General features: G+C 71.5%; 18 protein-coding genes. 12 read left to right on the forward strand and 6 right to left on the reverse strand.

The genetic code is table 11. The features are described from left to right. The first annotated feature begins 194 nt into the window (after positions 1 to 194). The 4 genes from ACQP2F_RS03315 (at position 195) to ACQP2F_RS03330 (ending at position 4,223) form a co-directional block, all read left to right on the forward strand. On the forward strand, positions 195 to 2,351 hold the full coding sequence (locus tag ACQP2F_RS03315) for a DEAD/DEAH box helicase (protein WP_433307329.1): 2,157 nt from the start codon (positions 195 to 197) through the stop codon (positions 2,349 to 2,351). Positions 2,352 to 2,440: 89 nt separating this feature from the next. Next, on the forward strand, positions 2,441 to 2,758 hold the full coding sequence (locus ACQP2F_RS03320; protein ID WP_433300501.1) for a metal-sensitive transcriptional regulator: 318 nt from the start codon (positions 2,441 to 2,443) through the stop codon (positions 2,756 to 2,758). A gap of 24 nt (positions 2,759 to 2,782) precedes the next feature. Then, positions 2,783 to 2,995, forward strand: coding sequence for a heavy-metal-associated domain-containing protein (locus ACQP2F_RS03325; protein WP_433300503.1), 213 nt, complete (start codon positions 2,783 to 2,785; stop codon positions 2,993 to 2,995). Next, a complete protein-coding gene (locus tag ACQP2F_RS03330; RefSeq protein WP_433300505.1) occupies positions 2,988 to 4,223 on the forward strand; it encodes a hypothetical protein in 1,236 nt (411 codons plus the stop codon). The genes ACQP2F_RS03325 and ACQP2F_RS03330 overlap by 8 nt, the downstream gene beginning before the upstream one ends. Before the next feature lie 6 nt (positions 4,224 to 4,229). Here ACQP2F_RS03330 and ACQP2F_RS03335 read toward each other — a convergent pair whose 3' ends face one another. Next, positions 4,230 to 5,366: a class I SAM-dependent methyltransferase gene (locus tag ACQP2F_RS03335; protein ID WP_433300507.1), complete on the reverse strand. Its 1,137-nt coding sequence runs from the start codon at positions 5,364 to 5,366 to the stop codon at positions 4,230 to 4,232. A 130-nt stretch (positions 5,367 to 5,496) separates the two neighbouring features. Between ACQP2F_RS03335 and ACQP2F_RS03340 the strand changes: the two genes are divergently transcribed. Together ACQP2F_RS03340 and ACQP2F_RS03345 are read left to right on the forward strand one after the other, a co-directional pair. Then, positions 5,497 to 6,153, forward strand: a complete 657-nt coding sequence (locus ACQP2F_RS03340) for a heme oxygenase (biliverdin-producing) (protein WP_433300509.1) — start codon at positions 5,497 to 5,499, stop codon at positions 6,151 to 6,153. 7 nt (positions 6,154 to 6,160) lie between these two features. After that, positions 6,161 to 6,460 carry a DUF2470 domain-containing protein gene (locus ACQP2F_RS03345; RefSeq protein ID WP_433300511.1) on the forward strand — a complete coding sequence of 100 codons (300 nt, stop codon included), beginning with the start codon at positions 6,161 to 6,163 and terminating at the stop codon, positions 6,458 to 6,460. Positions 6,461 to 6,570: 110 nt separating this feature from the next. On the opposite strand, the gene ACQP2F_RS03350 is transcribed toward ACQP2F_RS03345, so the two are convergent. The 3 genes from ACQP2F_RS03350 to ACQP2F_RS03360 form a co-directional block, all read right to left on the reverse strand. Then, positions 6,571 to 8,439 (reverse strand): DEAD/DEAH box helicase, encoded by a 1,869-nt coding sequence (locus tag ACQP2F_RS03350; RefSeq protein ID WP_433300513.1) that lies wholly within the window; start codon positions 8,437 to 8,439, stop codon positions 6,571 to 6,573. Positions 8,440 to 8,695: 256 nt separating this feature from the next. Further along, on the reverse strand, positions 8,696 to 8,920 hold the full coding sequence (locus ACQP2F_RS03355; RefSeq protein WP_433300515.1) for a DUF3107 domain-containing protein: 225 nt from the start codon (positions 8,918 to 8,920) through the stop codon (positions 8,696 to 8,698). A gap of 38 nt (positions 8,921 to 8,958) precedes the next feature. Then, a complete protein-coding gene (locus ACQP2F_RS03360; protein ID WP_433300517.1) occupies positions 8,959 to 9,618 on the reverse strand; it encodes a TetR/AcrR family transcriptional regulator in 660 nt (219 codons plus the stop codon). 217 nt (positions 9,619 to 9,835) lie between these two features. On the opposite strand from ACQP2F_RS03360, the gene ACQP2F_RS03365 reads away from it, so the two are divergent. The 6 genes from ACQP2F_RS03365 to ACQP2F_RS03390 all read left to right on the forward strand — a co-directional run bounded on the left by ACQP2F_RS03365 (position 9,836) and on the right by ACQP2F_RS03390 (position 17,689). Further along, positions 9,836 to 12,643, forward strand: a complete 2,808-nt coding sequence (locus ACQP2F_RS03365) for a hypothetical protein (protein ID WP_433300519.1) — start codon at positions 9,836 to 9,838, stop codon at positions 12,641 to 12,643. Beyond that, positions 12,640 to 13,602: an alpha/beta fold hydrolase gene (locus ACQP2F_RS03370; protein WP_433300521.1), complete on the forward strand. Its 963-nt coding sequence runs from the start codon at positions 12,640 to 12,642 to the stop codon at positions 13,600 to 13,602. Before ACQP2F_RS03365 ends, ACQP2F_RS03370 begins: the two co-directional genes overlap by 4 nt. Before the next feature lie 68 nt (positions 13,603 to 13,670). After that, on the forward strand, positions 13,671 to 14,570 hold the full coding sequence (locus tag ACQP2F_RS03375) for a DUF3152 domain-containing protein (protein WP_433300523.1): 900 nt from the start codon (positions 13,671 to 13,673) through the stop codon (positions 14,568 to 14,570). 49 nt (positions 14,571 to 14,619) lie between these two features. Next, entirely contained in the window at positions 14,620 to 15,519 is a 900-nt protein-coding gene (locus ACQP2F_RS03380; RefSeq protein ID WP_433300524.1) for a DUF3152 domain-containing protein, read from the forward strand. Positions 15,520 to 15,639: 120 nt separating this feature from the next. Further along, a complete protein-coding gene (moeZ, locus tag ACQP2F_RS03385; protein ID WP_433300526.1) occupies positions 15,640 to 16,821 on the forward strand; it encodes an adenylyltransferase/sulfurtransferase MoeZ in 1,182 nt (393 codons plus the stop codon). A gap of 61 nt (positions 16,822 to 16,882) precedes the next feature. Beyond that, positions 16,883 to 17,689, forward strand: a complete 807-nt coding sequence (locus tag ACQP2F_RS03390; RefSeq protein WP_433300528.1) for a prenyltransferase/squalene oxidase repeat-containing protein — start codon at positions 16,883 to 16,885, stop codon at positions 17,687 to 17,689. Here ACQP2F_RS03390 and ACQP2F_RS03395 read toward each other — a convergent pair. Further along, positions 17,686 to 18,390, reverse strand: a complete 705-nt coding sequence (locus ACQP2F_RS03395; RefSeq protein ID WP_433300530.1) for a hypothetical protein — start codon at positions 18,388 to 18,390, stop codon at positions 17,686 to 17,688. The two genes, ACQP2F_RS03390 and ACQP2F_RS03395, sit on opposite strands and share 4 nt — an antisense overlap. Beyond that, on the reverse strand, positions 18,383 to 18,871 hold the full coding sequence (locus ACQP2F_RS03400) for a sigma-70 family RNA polymerase sigma factor (protein WP_433300532.1): 489 nt from the start codon (positions 18,869 to 18,871) through the stop codon (positions 18,383 to 18,385). The genes ACQP2F_RS03395 and ACQP2F_RS03400 overlap by 8 nt, the downstream gene beginning before the upstream one ends. Positions 18,872 to 18,887: the final 16 nt, after the last annotated feature.

The raw sequence follows: 18,887 nt of genomic DNA on the forward strand, positions 1-18,887 counted from the left end.
ACAAATAAAGTTGTCAAGGAACTTCGGAAACACCGCTGGAGGGGATCGGTGCTTCCGAGGGGCCCGATTCTGCACCCGGGAGCTCGGTCGTGGGCAACTTTTTTCTTGCCTGTGGACAGCGCGAGGGCCTGTGGATAACCGCGGGTTTTGTCGGTGCGGGCTGATAGGAATGCCGGGTGACCGAGACAACGCGGATCAAAGCCAACGAGGCCGAGCGGGCCGCCGTCCGTGAGCGGGCCGAGGAGGTGCTGCGCCGGCTGGCCGGTGAGCATGCCGTCCTCCGTGAGGACCAGTGGCGTGCCATCGAGGCGCTCACCGTCGACCGGCGGCGGGTGCTCTGCGTGCAACGTACCGGGTGGGGCAAGTCGGCCGTCTACTTCGTGGCGACCGCTCTGCTGCGCGATGGCGTCACGGCCCAGCTGGGCGATCGGCCGACCGGGCCGACCGGGCCGACCGTCATCGTGTCGCCCCTGCTCGCGCTCATGCGCAACCAGGTCGAGGCGGCCGCGCGCGCCGGCATCACCGCGCGCACGATCAATTCGGCCAACCTCGACGAGTGGTCCGAGATTGAGTCCGAGATCCGTGGCGGCGCGGTCGACGTCCTGCTGATCAGTCCCGAGCGGCTCAACAACCCCGACTTCCGGGAGAACGTGCTGCCCGGTCTGGCCGCGAGCACGGGCCTGCTGGTGGTCGACGAGGCGCATTGCGTCTCCGACTGGGGCCACGACTTCCGGCCCGACTATCGGCGCCTGCGGACGTTTCTGGCCGGCCTTCCCACGCGTACGCCCGTGCTTGCCACCACCGCAACCGCCAACGCCAGGGTGACCGCCGACGTGGCCGACCAGCTCGGTGACGCGCTGGTCCTGCGCGGGCCGCTCGACCGCGACTCGCTGCGGTTGGCCGTGCTCGACCTGCCCGACCCGGCACACCGGCTGGCCTGGCTCGCCGACCACCTGGAACGCCTGCCCGGCTCCGGCATCATCTATACGCTCACCGTCGCGGGCGCCACCGAGACGGCCGATTTCCTGCGGTCACGCGGGTTCGGCGTCGCCTCCTACACGGGCCAGGTGGAGGATGCCGATCGCCGCGCCGCCGAGCAGGCCCTGCTCGACAACAAGATCAAGGCGTTGGTCGCGACCTCGGCGCTCGGTATGGGTTTCGACAAGCCTGACCTCGGCTTTGTCGTCCATCTGGGCGCGCCGCCGTCGCCGATCGCCTACTACCAGCAGGTCGGCCGGGCCGGCCGCGCCGTCGAGCATGCCGAGGTGGTGTTGCTGCCGGGGCGGGAAGATGCGGCGATCTGGCGCTATTTCGCCTCGCTGGCCTTCCCGCCCGAGGAACAGGTCCGGCTGGTGCTGGCCAATCTGTCGACCGACCGTCCGATATCGACGCCGGCCCTCGAGCCGCTGGTCGACCTGCGCCGCACCCGCCTCGAATTGATGCTCAAGGTCCTCGATGTGGACGGCGCGGTGCGGCGGTCGCGTGGCGGCTGGCTCGCCACCGGCGAGGAGTGGATCTACGACACCGCGCGGTTGCGTCGCGTCGCCGAGGCGCGGTCGGCAGAGCAGAAGACCATGATCGAGTACGCGGAAACCAGCTCCTGCCGCATGGAGTTCCTGCGACGTTGCCTGGACGACCCGGAGGCCGCACCCTGCGGCCGCTGCGACAACTGTGCGGAGCCGCTGTTCGACGACGAGGTGTCGCCGGCGTCGCTGGCGGCGGCGACCGCATTCCTCGGGCGGCCGGGCGTGGAGATCGCGCCCAAGAAGATGTGGCCCACCGGCATGGCCGCGGTCGGCGTCCCGCTCAAGGGCAAGATCGGCCCGGCCGAGCAGATCGACCCGGGCCGGGTCGTCGGGCGGCTCTCCGACCTGGGGTGGGGCGGACGGTTGCGGGCCGCGGTCTCGCCGGATGCGCCCGACGCTCCGATAGGCGAGGAGCTGGCGGCCGCGGTCGTCGAGATCCTCAAGGCCTGGGCGCACGGCGAGAGCGCCTGGCCTGAACGCCCGGCGGCCGTCGTCGAGGTCGGCTCCCAACGACATCCCGTGCTCATCCACTCGCTGGCCGAGCACATCGCCCGGGTGGGTCGGCTTCCGCTGCTGGGTGCGGTGACGACGGCACGGCCCACGGCAACGGAGAGCCGCGGCAACAGCGCTCAGCGGGTTCGGGTTCTGTTCGATGCGTTCGTGGTGCCGCCGGAGGTGGCCGATGCGCTGCCGGGCCTGGGCGGTCCGGTCCTGCTGGTCGACGACCTTGTCGACTCGGGGTGGACGATGGCGATGGCCGGGCGGGCACTTCGCCAGGCGGGAGCGCAGGGGGTGATGCCGTTGGCGTTGGCGGTGTCGGCCTGACGGTGACGACGGCTGGAACCCAGGCGCGCAGGGGTGGAGCCGGCGGGGTGGAGCGGTACGACATACGGGAGGGGGGTATGCTGGCTGGCATGGCTGAAGAGTCGACAGAGCAGCAGCACGGTTCGCATGGTCCGCACGGGTATTCCGGGGACAAGGCCGCCCTGCTCGGGCGCCTGCGCCGGATCGAGGGGCAGATCCGCGGATTGCAGCGGATGGTCGACGAGGACACCTACTGCATCGACGTTCTGACGCAGATCTCGGCGGCCAAGAGCGCGCTGCAGGCGGTGGCCGTGGGGCTGCTCGAGGATCACCTGGCGCACTGCGTCGTCGACGCGGCTCGTGCGGGGGATCCGACGGCCAAGGTCAAAGAGGCTTCCGACGCGATCGCTCGGCTCGTCAAGTCCTGACGACTGTTCCGAAAGGCAATCTCCATGGCTGTGACCAGCACCTACACCGTTACCGGCATGACCTGCTCGCACTGCGTCCAGGCCGTCACCGGCGAGCTGTCCGCCCTGCCGGGCGTGGCCGACGTGCGGGTCGATCTCGAGTCCGGCGCGGTCACGGTGACCAGCGCGGCGCCGCTTGCCGACGACGATGTGCGGGCGGCCGTCGACGAAGCCGGCTACGAGCTTGCGCATGTCTGACGGCTCACCGGGACTGGACCTCACGGCGACCGACGACACAGGCGAGCGCGTGGCCGACGAGGGCGTGGCCGACGAGCGGGTGACCGGAAAGCGGGTCGGCCGCGAGCAAATGGATGGCGACGAGGTGGGTGGCGAGCGGAAGGAGACGACGACTCCGGGGGAGCGAACCGGGTTTCGGCTCGCTGCGTTCGGGGCTTTGCTGGTTGTCGTGCTCTTCGCGGGCTATGGGCTCGGCCGTCTCAACAACGGCACGGCGTCGGCCGAGGCCCCGACAACCGCAGGCCAGAATGCCGGCGCAATGCAGGGCCAGAATGGCGGCGCGATGACCGGCCAGAACGGCGGCGCGGCGCACGGGCAGAACGACGGCTCGGCGCACGGGCAGAACGGCGGCGGGGAGCAAGGGCAGAACGGCGGCGGGGAGCAAGGGCAGAACGGCGGCGCGATGCCGGGCATGGCTATGGATGAGAGCCAGCCGCACTCGCACGACGGCGCGACGGCCACGCCCGGCGCGAATACCGCGGCCGCCTCTCTGGGTGGGCTGTCGCTGAGCCAGGCCGGCCTCACCCTCGAGCCGGTCACGACGACGTTTGCGGCCGGGAAGAAGCAGCGGCTCGCGTTCCGGATTGCCGGGCCCGGCGGGGCCGCGGTCACCACCTATCAGGTCGTGCACGACAAGCTGCTGCATCTGGTGGTCGTGCGGCGGGACCTGAGCGGGTTCCAGCACGTGCACCCCTCGATGGCCGCCGACGGCACGTGGGGGATCGATCTCACCCTCGGCGCGCCGGGGATCTATCGGATGGTGGCGGACTTCACGGCGCTGGTCGGTGGGCAGCCCGTCCCGGCCACGCTCGGGACCGATCTCACGGTGGCGGGCGACTATGCGCCGCGCGCGTTGCCGGCGCCGGCGCATGCGGTGGCTGCCGACGGGTTCGCGGTCGGCTACGAAGGCTCGCCCAGCACCCGGTCCACGCAGCCGATCCTGGTCAGCGTGGCGGGGCCGGATCGCCGGCCGGCCGTGCTCGAGCCCTATCTCGGCGCGTACGGACATCTTGTGGTGCTTCGCGCAGGGGATCTGGCCTACGTGCATGTTCACCCGGAGGCCGACCTCGTCGACGGCAAGGTCAAGTTCTGGCTGGCCGCGCCGAGTGCCGGGACGTATCGGATGTTCTTCGATTTCCAGGTGGCGGGGGCGGTCCACACCGCGGCATGGACCGTGACCGTCGAGTAGGCGCGGCTAGAGGAGCTTTTCCAGGGCCGGTGTCACCGACCACTGTGCGGTCAGCGAGTCGTACTCGGCGCGCTGGTCGGCGGTGGGGACCGCGTCGGTGCGCCGGGCCCGGAGCAGCAGGTTGCGCGGGGTGTGTGCGGAGTCGATGAACTCGACCACCTCGACCTTGTAGCCGTTCAGCCGCAGCAGCGACGCCCGCAGCGAGTCGGTGAGCACGTCGGCGAAGCGCTCCCGCATGATCGCGTGGCGGGTGAGCTCGGTGAACGGCGTGGGCGCCGGATTGCCCTTGAGCTGGGCGGCGATGTCGTGGTGGCAGCAGGGTGCGGCGAGCACCCAGCGCGCCGACCAATGCACCGCGCGGGCCAGCGCCTCGTCGGTCGCGGTGTCGCACGCGTGCAGCGCCAGCACCAAGTCGGGCGCGAACGGCAACTCGGCCTCCGAGATGGTGCCGGCCACGAAACTGACATCGTCGGAGCAGCCGAGCGAGGCGGCGACGGCGGTGTTGCGTACGCGTTGATCCTCGCGGACGTCCACGCCGACCACCTCGACCTTCGCGCCGCGCGAGGTCAGATAGCGATAGGCGGCGAAGGTCAGGTAGGCGTTCCCGCAGCCCAGGTCGACCACCCGCAGCAACGGGGGCAGCGACGAAGGCAGCGTCGCGTCCAGCGCTCGCAGAAACGCATCGACCTGCCGCCGCTTCGCCGCCGTGCCGCCGACCACCTGGAACAGCGGGTCACCCGGGTCCAGCAGCCACTGCTTCTCCCGGTCATGAGCGCCCGGCGCGGACACGGCGCCCAACGCGGCTGACCTGTGCACCTGCGCGTCACCCTTCTTGGTGATCCGCACCTGCACGGTCGCCGACGCCGTCTCGACGTGCCAGTTGCCGAACGGCTCGGCGAGCAGCGCATCGACCGCGGCCTCGGCATCGGCGCCGGGCGCGACGTTACGGGTGAACGGCCGCGAGCCGTCGTCGGTCACGATCTGTAGATGAGGGCCGGCCTTGAGCGCCACCGGTCGTAGCTGCGCCCTGGTCACCGAGGGTGTGCGGCCCCGGCGGCGGCCGGCGGCGACGGCCCGGGTCAGCCCGGGGCCGAGCAGGAGCGTGCGAACCTCGTCGAGCGCGTCCGCGAGTGGTTGTGGCATGTCATCCATTGTGCCGGGCCCGGACCCGGAGCCGCCCGGCGCTGCGAGCCCGGACACACGCCCACGAATTGCTGTCCCGGGAAGTGGATCTATAGCTACGCTGTGCGCGCGAGAAGCGAGGTAGCCGCCGATGTCCTTGATGGCCGACCCACCGGGGGCCGACCGGCTCTCCGCCCGTTTGCGCCGGGACACCCGCGCCTCGCACGACGCCGCGCAGAACAGCCCCTTTCTCGACGCGCTGGTGGCCGGCCGGCTGTCCTGGGTCGCGTACGCCGATCTGGCCGCTCAGCATTGGTTCCTGTACGAGTCGCTCGAGCTCGCCACCCGCACGATGTCCGACGACCCGATCGCCTGCGCCTTCGTCTTTCCCGAGCTCACCCGGCTGCCGTCGATCGAGGCCGACCTGCGGTTCCTGCACGGCCCGCGGTGGCAGCAGCGAATCGCCGCCCTACCTGCGACGACGACATACTGCGCCCGGTTGCGCTACGCCGCGAACTCGCACCCGGTCGGCTTCATCGCGCACCATTACACGCGCTATCTGGGCGACCTCTCCGGCGGGCAGTACCTGGGGGAGGCAGTCGCCCGCGTCTATGGGCTGAACGGCGACGGAAACCGCTTCTTCATCTTCGACGGTATCGACGCCGAGGCGTTCAAAATCTACTATCGGCGCCTGCTCGACGCGCTTCCCTGGAGTCGCGAGGAGCAGGACGAATTCGTGGCCGAGGTGGTCGAGGCCTATCGGCTCAACATCGCGGTGCTCGACGAGCTCCGCCGGCGCTGGACGTGAGGCAGAGATGACCGATCCCTTCCCGCCCGAGGTGGTGGCGCAAGTAGCGCGTCACATGAACGACGACCACGCCGACGACAATGTGCTGATCGTGCGGGGGCTGGGCGGCATTCCGTCCGCGACCGCGGCGCGGATGTCCGGCCTGGATCGCGACGCCATGGAGTTCGCGGCCGTCGTGGACGGCATCGAGGTGCCGGTCCGGGTTCCGTTCTCGGAGCGTCTCACCGATCGTGGCCAGGTGCGGAGCGAGGCGGTCCGCATGTATCGCGAGGCGTGCGCCGCACTTGGCGTGACCCCGAGCCACTAACGCTGCGTCAACGCGGCGAAGTAAGGCAAAGACGACCAGGGCGCTACGAAGACAACCGGGCGCAGCAGAACGGCCCGGCCATGGTGGCCGGGCCGTTCTGGGAAAGACGATCAGGCGGTAGTGCCGACGCCGGCCTCGGAGCCGCCGGACATCTCCGGCGAAGCTTCCGCCCCCGACTCGGAGGAGCTGCCGGAACCACGTGCGCCGCGAGTCCCGCGACGACGGCGGCGCTTGGGCGCCTCGCCGTCGCCCTCATCGGCGGCAGTCGAGGCGGTCGGCGCAGAGGTCTCCGATCCAGCGGCATCGGAAACAGCCAAGTCGCTGCCGGCGGTGTCGGTGTCGGCCGAGAAGTGCAGCGTCGTGGCGGGGGCCCGGCGGCGAGTGCGGGTGCGCTTGGGCGCGGCCTCGGACGGTGCGTCATCCGCCGTGGGCGACGCGACGGCCGAGGACTCGACCGCCGGCTCGGCCACGGGGCTGCTTTCCGGCGTACCGGCAATCGGGGAATCCTCGACCCGGCGGCGGCGACGCTGGCGCTTGGGACGCTCGGCATCCTCCGCCGATGCGGCGGAATCGGACGCCGGCGAAGGCGAAGGCTCCGAAGATCCACCGCGCGAGCGCCGGCCACGTCCGCGACCACCGGCCGGCTCGCGACGACGGCGGCCGCCACCCAGGTCCTCCTCGACCTCGGCGGCCAGGCCGGCCCGATTGCGCTCGGCCGTCGGCAGCGTCCCCGAGATGTCGGTCGGGATGTCGAGGTCGGCGTAGAGCGCCGGGCTCGTGTGATAGGTCTCCGGCGGCTGCGGCATGCTCAGGCCCATCGACTTGTCGATCAGGACCCAGCGCGGCATGTCCTCCCAGTCGACGAAGGTCACCGCGACACCGGTGGCGCCCGCCCGGCCGGTGCGGCCGATGCGGTGCGTGTACGTGTCCGGGTCTTCGGGGCAGTCGTAGTTGATCACGTGAGTGACGCCGGAGACGTCCAGGCCGCGGGCCGCGACGTCGGTGGCCACCAGCACGTCGATCTTGCCGGTGCGGAACGCCCGCAGCGCCCGCTCGCGCGCGCCCTGGCCCAGGTCGCCGTGCACGGCCGCGACCGCGAACCCGCGGAAGTCGAGGTCTTCAGCGACCCGGTCGGCGGCCCGCTTGGTACGGCAGAAGATCATCGTGAGTCCGCGGCCGCGCGCCTGCAGGATGCGGGCCACCATCTCGAGCTTGTTCATCGGGTGGGTGCGGTAGACGACCTGCTTGGTCAGCGGCGACGGGCCGCTGTCGGCGGTGTGGCCGGCGTGGATCGTGACCGGGTGGCTGAGGAACCGCCGGGAGAGCGCCACGATCGGGTCGGGCATGGTCGCCGAGAACAGCATGGTCTGCCGCTTCTCCGGGAGCATCGCCAAGATCTTCTCGACGTCGTCCAGGAAGCCGAGGTCGAGCATGCGGTCGGCCTCGTCGAGCACGAGCGCGCCGATCGAGGTGAGCTTGAGCTGCTTCTGCTTGGCCAGGTCGAGCAGGCGCCCAGGCGTGCCGACCAAGATCTCGACACCCTTTTTCAGAGCATCGACCTGCGGCTCGTACGCGACTCCGCCGTAGATCGGGAGGACCCGGACACCCCGGGTGCTGCCCGCCGCGGCGAGGTCGCGCGCGACCTGAAGGCCCAGCTCACGGGTGGGGACGACGACGAGCGCCTGGGGCTTGCCGTCGGCGCCCTCGGCCGGCGAGACGACGCGCTCGAGCAGCGGGAGCCCGAAGCCGAGGGTCTTGCCGGTGCCGGTCGGCGCCTGGCCGATCAGATCCGTGCCGCGCAGCGCGATGGGCAGCGCGTACTCCTGGATCGCGAAGGCGCGAGTGATGCCGGCCTTCGCCAGCGCCTCCACCGTCTCGGCGCGGACACCCAGCTCGGCAAAGGTGGGGCTGTCCGGACGGACGGGTGCGCGGTTGACCACTGGTACAAGTGCGGGTTCAGAGTTTTCGATGTCTGTCATGAAGTTTTACGGGTGCCTCTCGTGGTGCGCCCGTCGGATGCTGGGGCGCGCTATGGGTAGGGCGCGGGCCACACGCTCGAAAGCGGGCCGCACGCGCGCGGGTCGCCCGCGGCGAAACGGACTCGCGGGGTGAAACGCGAGAAAACCGGATCGACGTCGACGGGCGACATCCCAAGTCTACCCGACCGGGAGATCGTGCACCTCAGAGCAGAGTTACGAGAGGGCACCCCTGGGATCAGGGGTGCCCGTCAGAACCTCAGCGGGTGGTGAAGCCGAACGGCCGGTTGGTCGACTCGGCGATCTCCACGTACGCCACCTTGGCGATCGGGATGATCACCTTGCGGCCCTTCTCGTCCGTGAGCGTCAGCACGCTGTCCTTGGCCATCGCCTCGGTCACGGCCTGCTCGACCTCCGCCGGGCTCTGAGCGCTCTCGAGCACCAGCTCGCGCGGCGTGTGCTGCACGCCGATCTTGACCTCCACGGGGCCCTCCCTCTGTGCGGGTGTTACCGCTCGAAAGGTTATCCGATTTCGGTCGTCGAACCGCTGGTTGCGCCGTCCTGGAGGGGGAAGCTGGCGATCCCGCGCCAGATCAGCGCAGCTACGAGCGATTCGGCTTCAGCTTTAGGCGTACGCCGCCCGTTCGCCAGCCAGAACTGGGCCGACTGTCCGGCCGCCCCGACAAGGCCGGAGGCGAGCAACTCGGCGCGGTCCCCGGCGAGCGCCGTGTCCGAGATGATCGTGTCGGTGACCGCCGCGATGCAGCCCTGCTCGACCCGCTCCACGCGCTGGCGGACCTGCGGGTCGTTGCGGAGATCGGACTCGAAGACGAGACGGAACGCCTCGCTCTCGTGGTCGACGAAGTCGAAATACGCCCGGACCGCGCCCTTGACCCGCTCCTTGTTGTCATGGGTGGCGAGCATCGCGTCACGAACCTTGGCGATTATCGCGTCGCAGTGCGTGTCCAGCAGCGCCAGGTAGAGCTCGAGCTTGCCGGGGAAGTGCTGATAGAGCACCGGCTTGGAGACGCCGGCCCGCTCGGCGATGTCGTCCATCGCGGCGGCGTGGTAGCCGTGGGCCACGAAGATCTGCTGGGCGGCCGCCAGGAGTTGCTTGCGGCGCGCGGAGCGGGGCAGGCGGGTGGGCCGGGTGGTCTGGGCCCCGCCGGACGCAGCGGTCATCTCTCTCTACCCTCCAGGGGGTCGGTCCCCGCGCTTTCGCAGCCGCTCAGTCAATTGTCGCGACGCTGCAACTTATCGCCACTGCACCCACACGGTAGCCTCAGCACGGGCGAGCGAGGAGCACGCGGTGGATGAATCAGGGCATTCCGGAGACACTGGGGCCGCGGAGGGCGGTAACAGTGCCGATTCGCGTGAGCGCTCTCGGGTGAACGGCTGGGTGACGCAGGATAGTCCGTGGTCCAGCCCGAGTGCCTCGTTCGAGGCGGAAAACGACGTCCCGGCGTGGCGCCGGCCCACACCATTTCCGCGTAATCAGGCATTTCCCCCGGTCGAGCGGTCGTACGGCCAGGTCCCGCCCGCGCCCCTGTCCCCCGAGCCCGCCTCCGGTGTGCCCGCTCCCGTCCCCACGCCGCCCGGTTTCGTGGACGCCGACCAGGCCGGCTTCGGCGAGGCGAAACAGCCCGCGGAAAATCCCCCGTACGTGGTGAGGCCGGCCGCCGATCGCTGGGCCGACACCCGTCCGCGCTACTCCGACCTGCTCGCCCACCTGACGCCGCCCGGCGCCGAGCAGGCTCGCCCGCCCGCGCCCCGCATGGACCAGCGACCCAGCGACGCCGGTCGTGACCTGGGGGAGACGACCGGGTCCATCGCGCACGAGGCCGGTATGACGTCGCGGCCCACGAGCCTGCCACCCTACGATCTGCCCGCCCCGAACAGCGCACCGCCCTACCCCTACGAGGGCGACCTCGAGGACTCCCGGCCGGCCCCGGCGATCCAGCAGCGTGCCGCCGTTCCGCTGGTGCGCCCGGCGGCCCCGGCCGCGCGGCGCCCCGAGCCGGATGCGCCCGGTTATCCACAGGCGGCGCCCGCCGACGAGCAGAGAGCGGTCCGTCCGTCGTACGATCCGTCCAGCTTCCCGCGCCGGATCTCCTACGACCCCGCGCCGGCCGCCGAGCCCGCCGGATACACCCCGCCCGGCGCCTACGCGGCCTTCGGTAACCGGCCACCGGCCGGGAGCGGGACGAGTGGCCAGGCCGACCCCGGGCCGCATGAACTGCCGCAGCGCGTGCCGGCCCAGCCGGACGTGCCGAGAGTTCCGGAGCCTCCGTTGGCGGAGCCCACGGCCGAGACGCCGGCGCTGGCCCGGATCGCGACGCACCTGCGTCGCGGCGACGTGCAGCCGCGCGAGCGGCAGGAGGGTTTCGACGTGCAGGCGATCCTGGCGGCGGTCCGCGGTGTGGACGGCGTGCGGGACGCGTCGCTGCGCTCGACCGAGACCGGAGCACACAGCCTGCGGCTCGACCTGGCCGAGGGCGCCGACCCGGCCGAGGTGAGCCGCCGCGTCGCCCGCCTGCTGCAGGACCGGATGGGCCTGGACGCGGCGATGAAGGGTGAGGGGCCGCTGGCTCCGGCGCCGGTCTCGCCGTCGGGCCGGCCGCGTAGCGGGCCCCCGGCGCACACCGCCACGTCGCCGGCGCCCGCATCCGCGCCGCCGGCTCCGGCAGCGTCGCCCGCATCCACGCCGCCGGCTCCCGCGGTGTCGCCCGCATCCACGCCGCCGGCGGGCTATGGGTCGCCGGCATCCGCGTCGGGGGCGGGCTATGGGTCGCCGGCATCCGCGTCGGGGGCGGGCTATGGGTCGCCGGCATCGGAGTCGCGGGCGGGCTATGGATCGCCGGCATCCGGCTCGCCGGCATCCGGGTCGCCGGCGGGCTACGGGGCGTCCGCATCCGCGTCACCGGTTACCTACGGGGTGCCTCAGCCTCGGGCGGTCTCGGGGCCGCCGGCCGGCCATGCCGCTCCGGGCCCGAGTCATGCCGCTCCGGCTCCTTATCCGGGCGCGGCGTCGGACCTGCCGGCAACTCATGGCACGTCGACGTCTCAGCCGGGCTCGGTCTCGGACGTCCCGGCGTCCCAATCCGAGCCGGCAGCGCACACGGCGCCATCAACTGCGGCGTCGGCGGTGCCGTCACCCGCGGCGCCCGCCTCGCCGGCGGCACCCTCGAGCCGGGCGGTGTCCGCGCCGCCGGCTTATCCGGGGGCTTCCGCGGCGCCCACGTCCTCTGCTTCCTTCGGGGGGTCCGCGACTTCGGCGGCGCCGTCACCGGTCGAGCGGCGGCCGGATGACCCGCTGCGGCGCGACCCGTTGCCGGGGGAGCCGCCGGCGGGCGACCGGTTCCGAGAGAACCCGCTGAGCGACGACCGTCTGCGGGAGAATCCGCTCGGAGCCGGTGCCGCGCGAGCCGACGCTGCCCGAGCCGATGCCGCGCGAGCCGGTGCCGCGCGAGCCGACGCTGCCCGAGCCGATGCCGCGCGAGCCGACGCTGCCCGAGCCGATGCCGCGCGAGCCGATGCCGCGCGAGCCGATGCCGCGCGAGCCGACGCCGCGCGAGCGGAGTCGCTGCTAACGGAGCCGGCAAGAAGCGAGCCGGAATCCTCGCGCGCGGAGATCCAGACAGAGTCTTCGCGCGGGGAGTCGCCGAGGAGCGAAACCTCGCGAGCGGAACAGCCACGGGCCGAGACGAGCGCGGGAAGCGCCGCGTCCCACCCCGCGGCGGATGTGGTTCCGGCCGACCAGGCGCGCCCGCCTCGCCCGCTCTACCCCGCCGCCACCCCGGGCCCCCGCATCGTCATCGAGAACGTGCACGTCAACACGTTCGGCACCGACGCCACGGTCGAGGTCCGCCTCGGCATGGGCGGGCACTCCACCTCGGGCACGGCCAGCGGGCCGGCCGTCGACGGCTACCTGCTGCGGCTGTGTGCGACGGCGACGGCCGGGGCGGTCGACGAGCTGCTTGCCACCTCCGAGCATCCGGACGGGCCGGCCCGCTGCTTCGTCGAGCACGCGGCCGCGGTGCCGTTCGGGAACTCGCAGGTCGCCGTCGTGGTGCTGCTGCTGTCGTGCAACGGCTGGGTCGAGCAGCTCGCCGGGTCGGCCGTGGTGACCGGCGATGACCGGCATGCGATGGTCCGGGCGACTCTGGCGGCGGTCAACCGGAGACTTGAGGCACTCTTGTCTCGATGAGAGGCGCTCAACTGGCCGACGACGGCGTTCTGCTGCCGGACGGCGACGCACCACCCCCGTGGCCCGCACGCCGGGTCGAGATCGGCGGGGCGATGTTGCATGTCCGCGACACCCCGGGCACGACGCCCGGCGCCGAGCCCGCCGTCTACGTGCACGGCCTCGGCGGCTCCTCGCAGAACTTCACCGATGTGGCCGGCCTGCTCGCCGACCGCTTCGACGGGCAGGCGGTCGACCTGCCCGGCTTCGGCTACAGCGATCCGAGCCCGCGCTACTCGATCCCGTCTTTCGCGGCCACCCTGATCGGCTATCTCGAGCACGCCGACCGGGGACCGGTCCATCTGGTCGGCAACTCGCTGGGCGGCTCCATCGCCGTACGGGTGGCGGCACTGCGCCCCGACCTGGTCCGCACCCTCACGCTGATCTCCCCGGCCATGCCCTTCCTCGATCCCCGGCGCACCGAGCACGGGCCCTACCTCCCGGTGCTCGCGCTGCCGCGGGCCGACCGGATCTTCGCCTGGGGGATGGCCCGGCTGACCGTCGAGGAGATGGCCGACCAGGTGCTCGCGGCCTGCTTCGGCGACACCCGCAAGGCCACCCCGCAGCGCCGGGCCGAGGCGCTCGAGGAGATCCGGCTGCGCTACACGGTCGAGCATTACCCGGCCGCCTACCTGCGCACGCTGCGTGGCCTGGTCGCCAACTTCCTGCGCGCCTACCTGCCGGGGCGCAACTCGCAGTGGCGGCTGGCCACCGAGATCACGGCGCCGACGCTCGTCATCGGCGGCCTGAACGACCGGCTGGTCGACCCGCGGGTGCCGGCCCAGGTGGCCCGCGCGATCCCGGACAGCCGCCTGCTGATGCTGCCCGGCGTCGGCCACGTGGCGCAGATGGAGGTGCCGCGGCTGGTGGCCCGCGCCATCGTGGGGATGCTGAACGAGGCGCCGGCGACGGTCGCCGATTAGGGCGACGCCGCTTACACAAGATCAGGTCGGGGAGACAGCGATCCTCGCGTATGGAACGCTGTCCTCCGATGATCGACGAAGCCGCCCCTCGTGTCGCCCCGCCCGATCACTGGCGGCGGTGGTGGCTGACGCTGCTGGCGTTGACGATCGTCGTCGCGACCGGGTTGCTGGTGGGGCACACGCTCAGCTCGGACGCCGCTCAGGTCCCGGCGGCCGCGCCCTCGGGGTCCCAGTCGCCGTCGCCGCCGCCGTCGCAAGAAGCGCCGATCCTCGAGAACGCGACATTACCGCCGGCGGTGGAGAGCCCGGCGGTGCAGAGCCCGGCGGTGCAGAGCCCGGCGGTGGAGAGACCGGCGGTGGAGAACCCGGTGCCGGGACCGCCTCCGGCGAAGGGCACCGGCGCCTTCCTGTACGCGATCAAGCGTGGCCCCGTCCTCGGCACCAACGGCACCCTGAAGCGCTTCCATGTGGCCGTCGAACAGGGCAGCAACGAGGACATCAACGCCTTCGCCGACGCCGTCCAGGCGACTCTCGGCGATCAGCGCAGCTGGGTCGGGGGCGGTCAGCTCCGTCTCCAGCTGGTACCGGGCGCCGACAAAGCGGACTTCACCGTCTACCTCGCCACCCGGGTCACGGCCGGGGACCTCTGCCGGCGTGGTGGCACGAACATCCGGATCAACGGCGTCCCGTACACCTCCTGCCGCACGACCGGCAAAGCGATCATCAACCTCGACCGGTGGCGGCTCTCCTCGAAGCCGTACGTGAACGCCAAGGTCCCGTTGTCCGTCTACCGCCAATACGTGATCAACCACGAGGTCGGCCACGAGCTCGGACACCACCACGAGGGATGCCCGAAGCAGGGCGGCCCGGCGCCGGTGATGGTGCAGCAGACCCTCACCACGCGCGGCTGCGTGCCGTACGCGTGGCCGCGCCGGGACGGCCGCTTCCTGACCGGTCCCGCTCTTTAGCTGCGGAAACGGCAGATATCACGCGTACGGTCGTGGCAGTCTCGGCAAAGTGACGGGCGGCCGGCATCAAGCCGCCGGGACCGCTCTGCACAGCGGCCCGGCCGAGCCGCGTACGCCCGTCTGGAATCCCACCCGGAACCCGCCGGCGATGAGCCGCACCCCGCTCGCCCGCCAGGCGCCCCCGGAGCCGGACCTCGCCGACGACATCTCCCCGCGCCCGGCCCGCCGACGGCGCCGCCGGGTCCTGCTCGCCCTGGTCTACGTCGTTCTGGCCGCCTCGATCCTGTTCGTCGGCCGCCTGGTCCGCGGCGGCGGGAGCGACCCCCTCGTGGTCCCCCCGCCCCCGGCCACCCAGCCGGTGAAGGCCGAGAAGACCCAAAGACCCGAGAAACCGAGACCGGCGGCCGGTACGAGCGGACAGTTCGTCTACGCACCCGGAACCGGCCCGATCCTGGGCCGTGCGGGCCGCCTCCACCGCTTCCACGTCGCGGTCGAGAAGCCGGCCGGACCGGGGCAGCCGGCCCTCTTCGCCGAGGAGGTCGACCGCACGCTCGGCGATCACCGCAGCTGGATCGCCGGTTCCCTCCGCCTCCAGCGCGTCCCCCCGGCCGCGAGCGCCGACTTCACCATCTACCTGGCTTCCGCTCGTACCTCCGAGAAGATGTGCCGCACCGGCGGCCTGGAGACCGACGGCTACACCTCGTGCCGGGTGCCGGGAAAGGTGATCCTCAACGACGACCGCTGGGAGAGCTCGATCCGTGGCTACGGCGCCCCGCTCGCCACCTACCGCGCCTACGCGATCAACCACGAGGTCGGGCACCAGCTCGGTCACGGGCACGAGACCTGTCCGGGCCGGGGGAAGCCGGCGCCGGTGATGATGCAGCAGACCTTGGGGCTCAAGGGATGCGTGGCCAACTCCTGGCCCTACCGGAACGGGAAGCGGTACTGACGGGCGGGAAGAAAATTCCCGCATCCCGCATGTCGGGCCGGTGGGCAACGTCATGGCTACGACGACCACGAACGAGCAACAATGGCAGGCGATCCTTACTACCAACCCGGGGAGTGAACCGTGGCATTGCCCCCGCTCGTCGAGCCGGCCGCCGAGCTGTCCATCGACGAGATCCGCCGCTACTCGCGTCATCTGATCATCCCGGACGTCGGGATGGATGGGCAGAAGCGGTTGAAGAACGCCAAGGTGCTCGCCGTCGGCGCGGGTGGCCTGGGCTCTCCGGCGCTGCTCTACCTGGCTGCCGCCGGGGTGGGCACGCTCGGCATCATCGACTTCGACACGGTCGACGAGTCCAACCTCCAGCGCCAGGTCATCCACGGCGTCTCTGACGTCGGCCGGCCCAAGGCCGAGTCCGCGGCGGACAGCATCCGGGAGATCAACCCGCTGGTGAACGTGGTCATCCACAACACCGCGCTGGACCGCGACAACGTCATGGAGATCTTCAGCCAGTACGACCTGATCGTCGACGGCACCGACAACTTCGCGACCCGCTACATGGTCAACGACGCGGCCGTGCTGCTCGGCAAGCCGTACGTGTGGGGCTCGATCTACCGCTTCGACGGCCAGGCGTCGGTGTTCTGGGAGGAGCACGGTCCCTGCTACCGCTGCCTCTACCCCGAGCCCCCGCCGCCCGGCATGGTTCCGAGCTGCGCCGAGGGCGGCGTGCTCGGCGTGCTGTGCGCGTCGATCGGCTCGATCCAGGTCAACGAGGCGATCAAGCTGATCACCGGCATCGGCGAGCCGCTCGTCGGCAAGCTCATGGTCTACGACGCCCTCGAGATGGAGTACCGCAAGATCAAGGTCCGCAAGGACCCGAATTGCGTGCTCTGCGGCGAGAACCCGACGCTGACCGAGCTCATGGAGGACTACGACGACTTCTGCGGCGCGATCTCCGCGGAGGCCGAGGAGGCGACCGTCGACGCGACGATCACCGCCCGTGAGCTGAAGGAGTGGCAGGACGCCGGCAAGGACGTCTTCCTGGTCGACGTGCGCGAGCCCGCCGAGTGGGAGATCAACCGCATCCCCGGCGCCGTGCTGATCCCCAAGGGCGACATCCTGTCCGGCGAGGCATTGTCCCGCTTCCCGCAGGACCGCCAGATCGTGCTGCACTGCAAGTCGGGCGTGCGCTCGGCCGAGGCCCTCGCGGCGATCAAGGCGGCCGGCTTCAAGGACGCCGTGCACGTCCAGGGCGGCATCGTCTCCTGGGTGAACACGGTCGACCCGTCGCTCCCGTCGTACTGATCGATCCCGCTGGGGAGCTCTCCAACTCCCCAGCGGGTCCCACAGGATGTAGCGTCACCTCGTGGTCGACATAGACGCTGCTATCGGTTACGTCGTTGCGCACGGCGATCCGGTGGAGCGCGCGCGGCTCTCCTACCTGCGGACGGGCCAGCCGCCGCCCCCGCAGATCGTCGAGCGGATCGCCGACGGGCAGACCGCGGCCGGCGGCTGGCCGGCGTCCACCGATGGGGTGATTCCATCGATCGACGCCACTTGTTTCCGGCTCAACGAGCTCGACGATCTGGGCGGCCTGCACGGCGACGTCGTCGACCGCGCGCTGGGCTGGCTGGCCTCGGTCCAGCGGCCGGACGGCACCTGGCAGGAGAACGAGTCGCTCGCCGCCGAGGCGCCGGCCTGGGCGATGCCGGGCGACCCCGAGGCCACCCTCTACCTGACCGCGGTGGCCGGTTTCTGGTTCACGGTGGCCGAGGTCGAGCTGCACCCGCACCTCGACTACGTGCCGCGGTACGCCAACACGCTCGCCGCCGCGGCCGGCTTCGTCGTCTCCCAGGTGCGTCCGGACGGCACCTGGCCGTCGTTCCTGGCGACCGGCTGGCACGCGGCCGGGCTGCTGCACGCCCAGCAGTTCTTCTACGAGTCGGCCCGGGTGCAGCTGGTGCTCGGCGACCGTCTGCCCGACATGTCGCCGGCCGACATCGCGTCGATGGCCGCGGCCCTTCGCCGGGTCCATCTCGGCGACGACTGGCTGCTGCAGGAGGCGCGCAAGCGGTTGGCCGCGACCCAGCGCACCGACGGCGGCTGGGACAGCGCCGAGGGCCCGATCTTCGACGTGAACACGACCCTCACCGTCCTGCGTGCCTGTCGCTAGCGGAACTCAGTCGGCCCGGCACTCTGCGCGAAAGCGGCGCCGGTCCACGCGTACGTCCGCCATTGGGTCTTCATGACCGGCGCTTGCCGGCCGGTCCCGCAGCGCGGCGTCGCGGGCTGGTCGCCGACCTCGACCGAGATCGCGCCGGTCGGCTCGGCGCGCATGTCGCAGAGCGCCTTGATCGGCCCGGTCTGCGCGACCACCTGACCGAGCGTGACCATCTCGCCGTTCGCATCACGATCAAGAGCGACGATCTGGTACGTGCTGGAAGCGTCGACGCAGGCATATCGGGCCACGATCTCGGCCGTCCCGTCGCCGTCGACGTCCGCCTCGATCGTCTGCTCGAGGCGGATCGACTTGGTGGCGTCGAGCACGATGGCCCCGTTGCGGAACTGGATCCAGCCGGACGGGCAGTTGTCGACGACGGCGTCCCGCGCCCAGTCCGGCAGCTTGACCGCCGCGTTGCCGAGCTCGCTCGACCCGGGCGACGCCGGCGCCGCCTTCCGGTGATCGTTGCCGACGATCGCGTAGGCGACCGCCGGGATCGCGACCACCAGCGCCGCGATCGCGACCATGCCCTGTCGCCGCCGGCGATGCCGCACGGTCTGGAGGACCCGCGCCGCCCCGGCCGGCCGCACGCGCGGCGCCACCTCGTCCGCGAAGTCGGCGAAGATCGTGGTCAACGGGTCGGTGTCAGCCATGGCGAGCCCCCTTCTCGGTGAGCTGGGCGGCGAGCGCGACGCGACCGCGGTGCAGCCAGGACTTGACCGTCCCTTCGGCCGCGCCCTCCTGGGCCGCGATCTCGCTGATCGGCAGGTCGGCGAGGTAGTGCAGGATGACCGCGCGGCGGTGCTGGGCCGGTAACTTCGCCAGCGCCGCGGCCAGCGCCACCCGATCGGGGCTGGGCTCGGCCACCGCCGGTTCCGCGCGGTGGAGGGCGGCGAACCGGGCCGCGAGCCGGGCCCGGCGCCACTGGCTCGTGGCGAGATTCCAGGCGACGCGGCGCACCCACGCGCCCGGCTCTTCGAGATCAGAGACGTGGCGCCACTGGGCGAAGGCGCGGCAGAACGCCTCCTGCACCACGTCCTGGGCCGCACCCAGGTCGCCGGTGTAGGCGTACATCTGGATCGTCAGCGGCCGGAAGTAGGCCGCGTAGAAATCCTCGAATTCGAAGCCCGACACGTTCCTTACACGCTCG

This window comes from Actinoplanes sp. CA-030573 (assembly GCF_050951115.1).
Classification (GTDB): Bacteria; Actinomycetota; Actinomycetes; order Mycobacteriales; family Micromonosporaceae; genus Actinoplanes.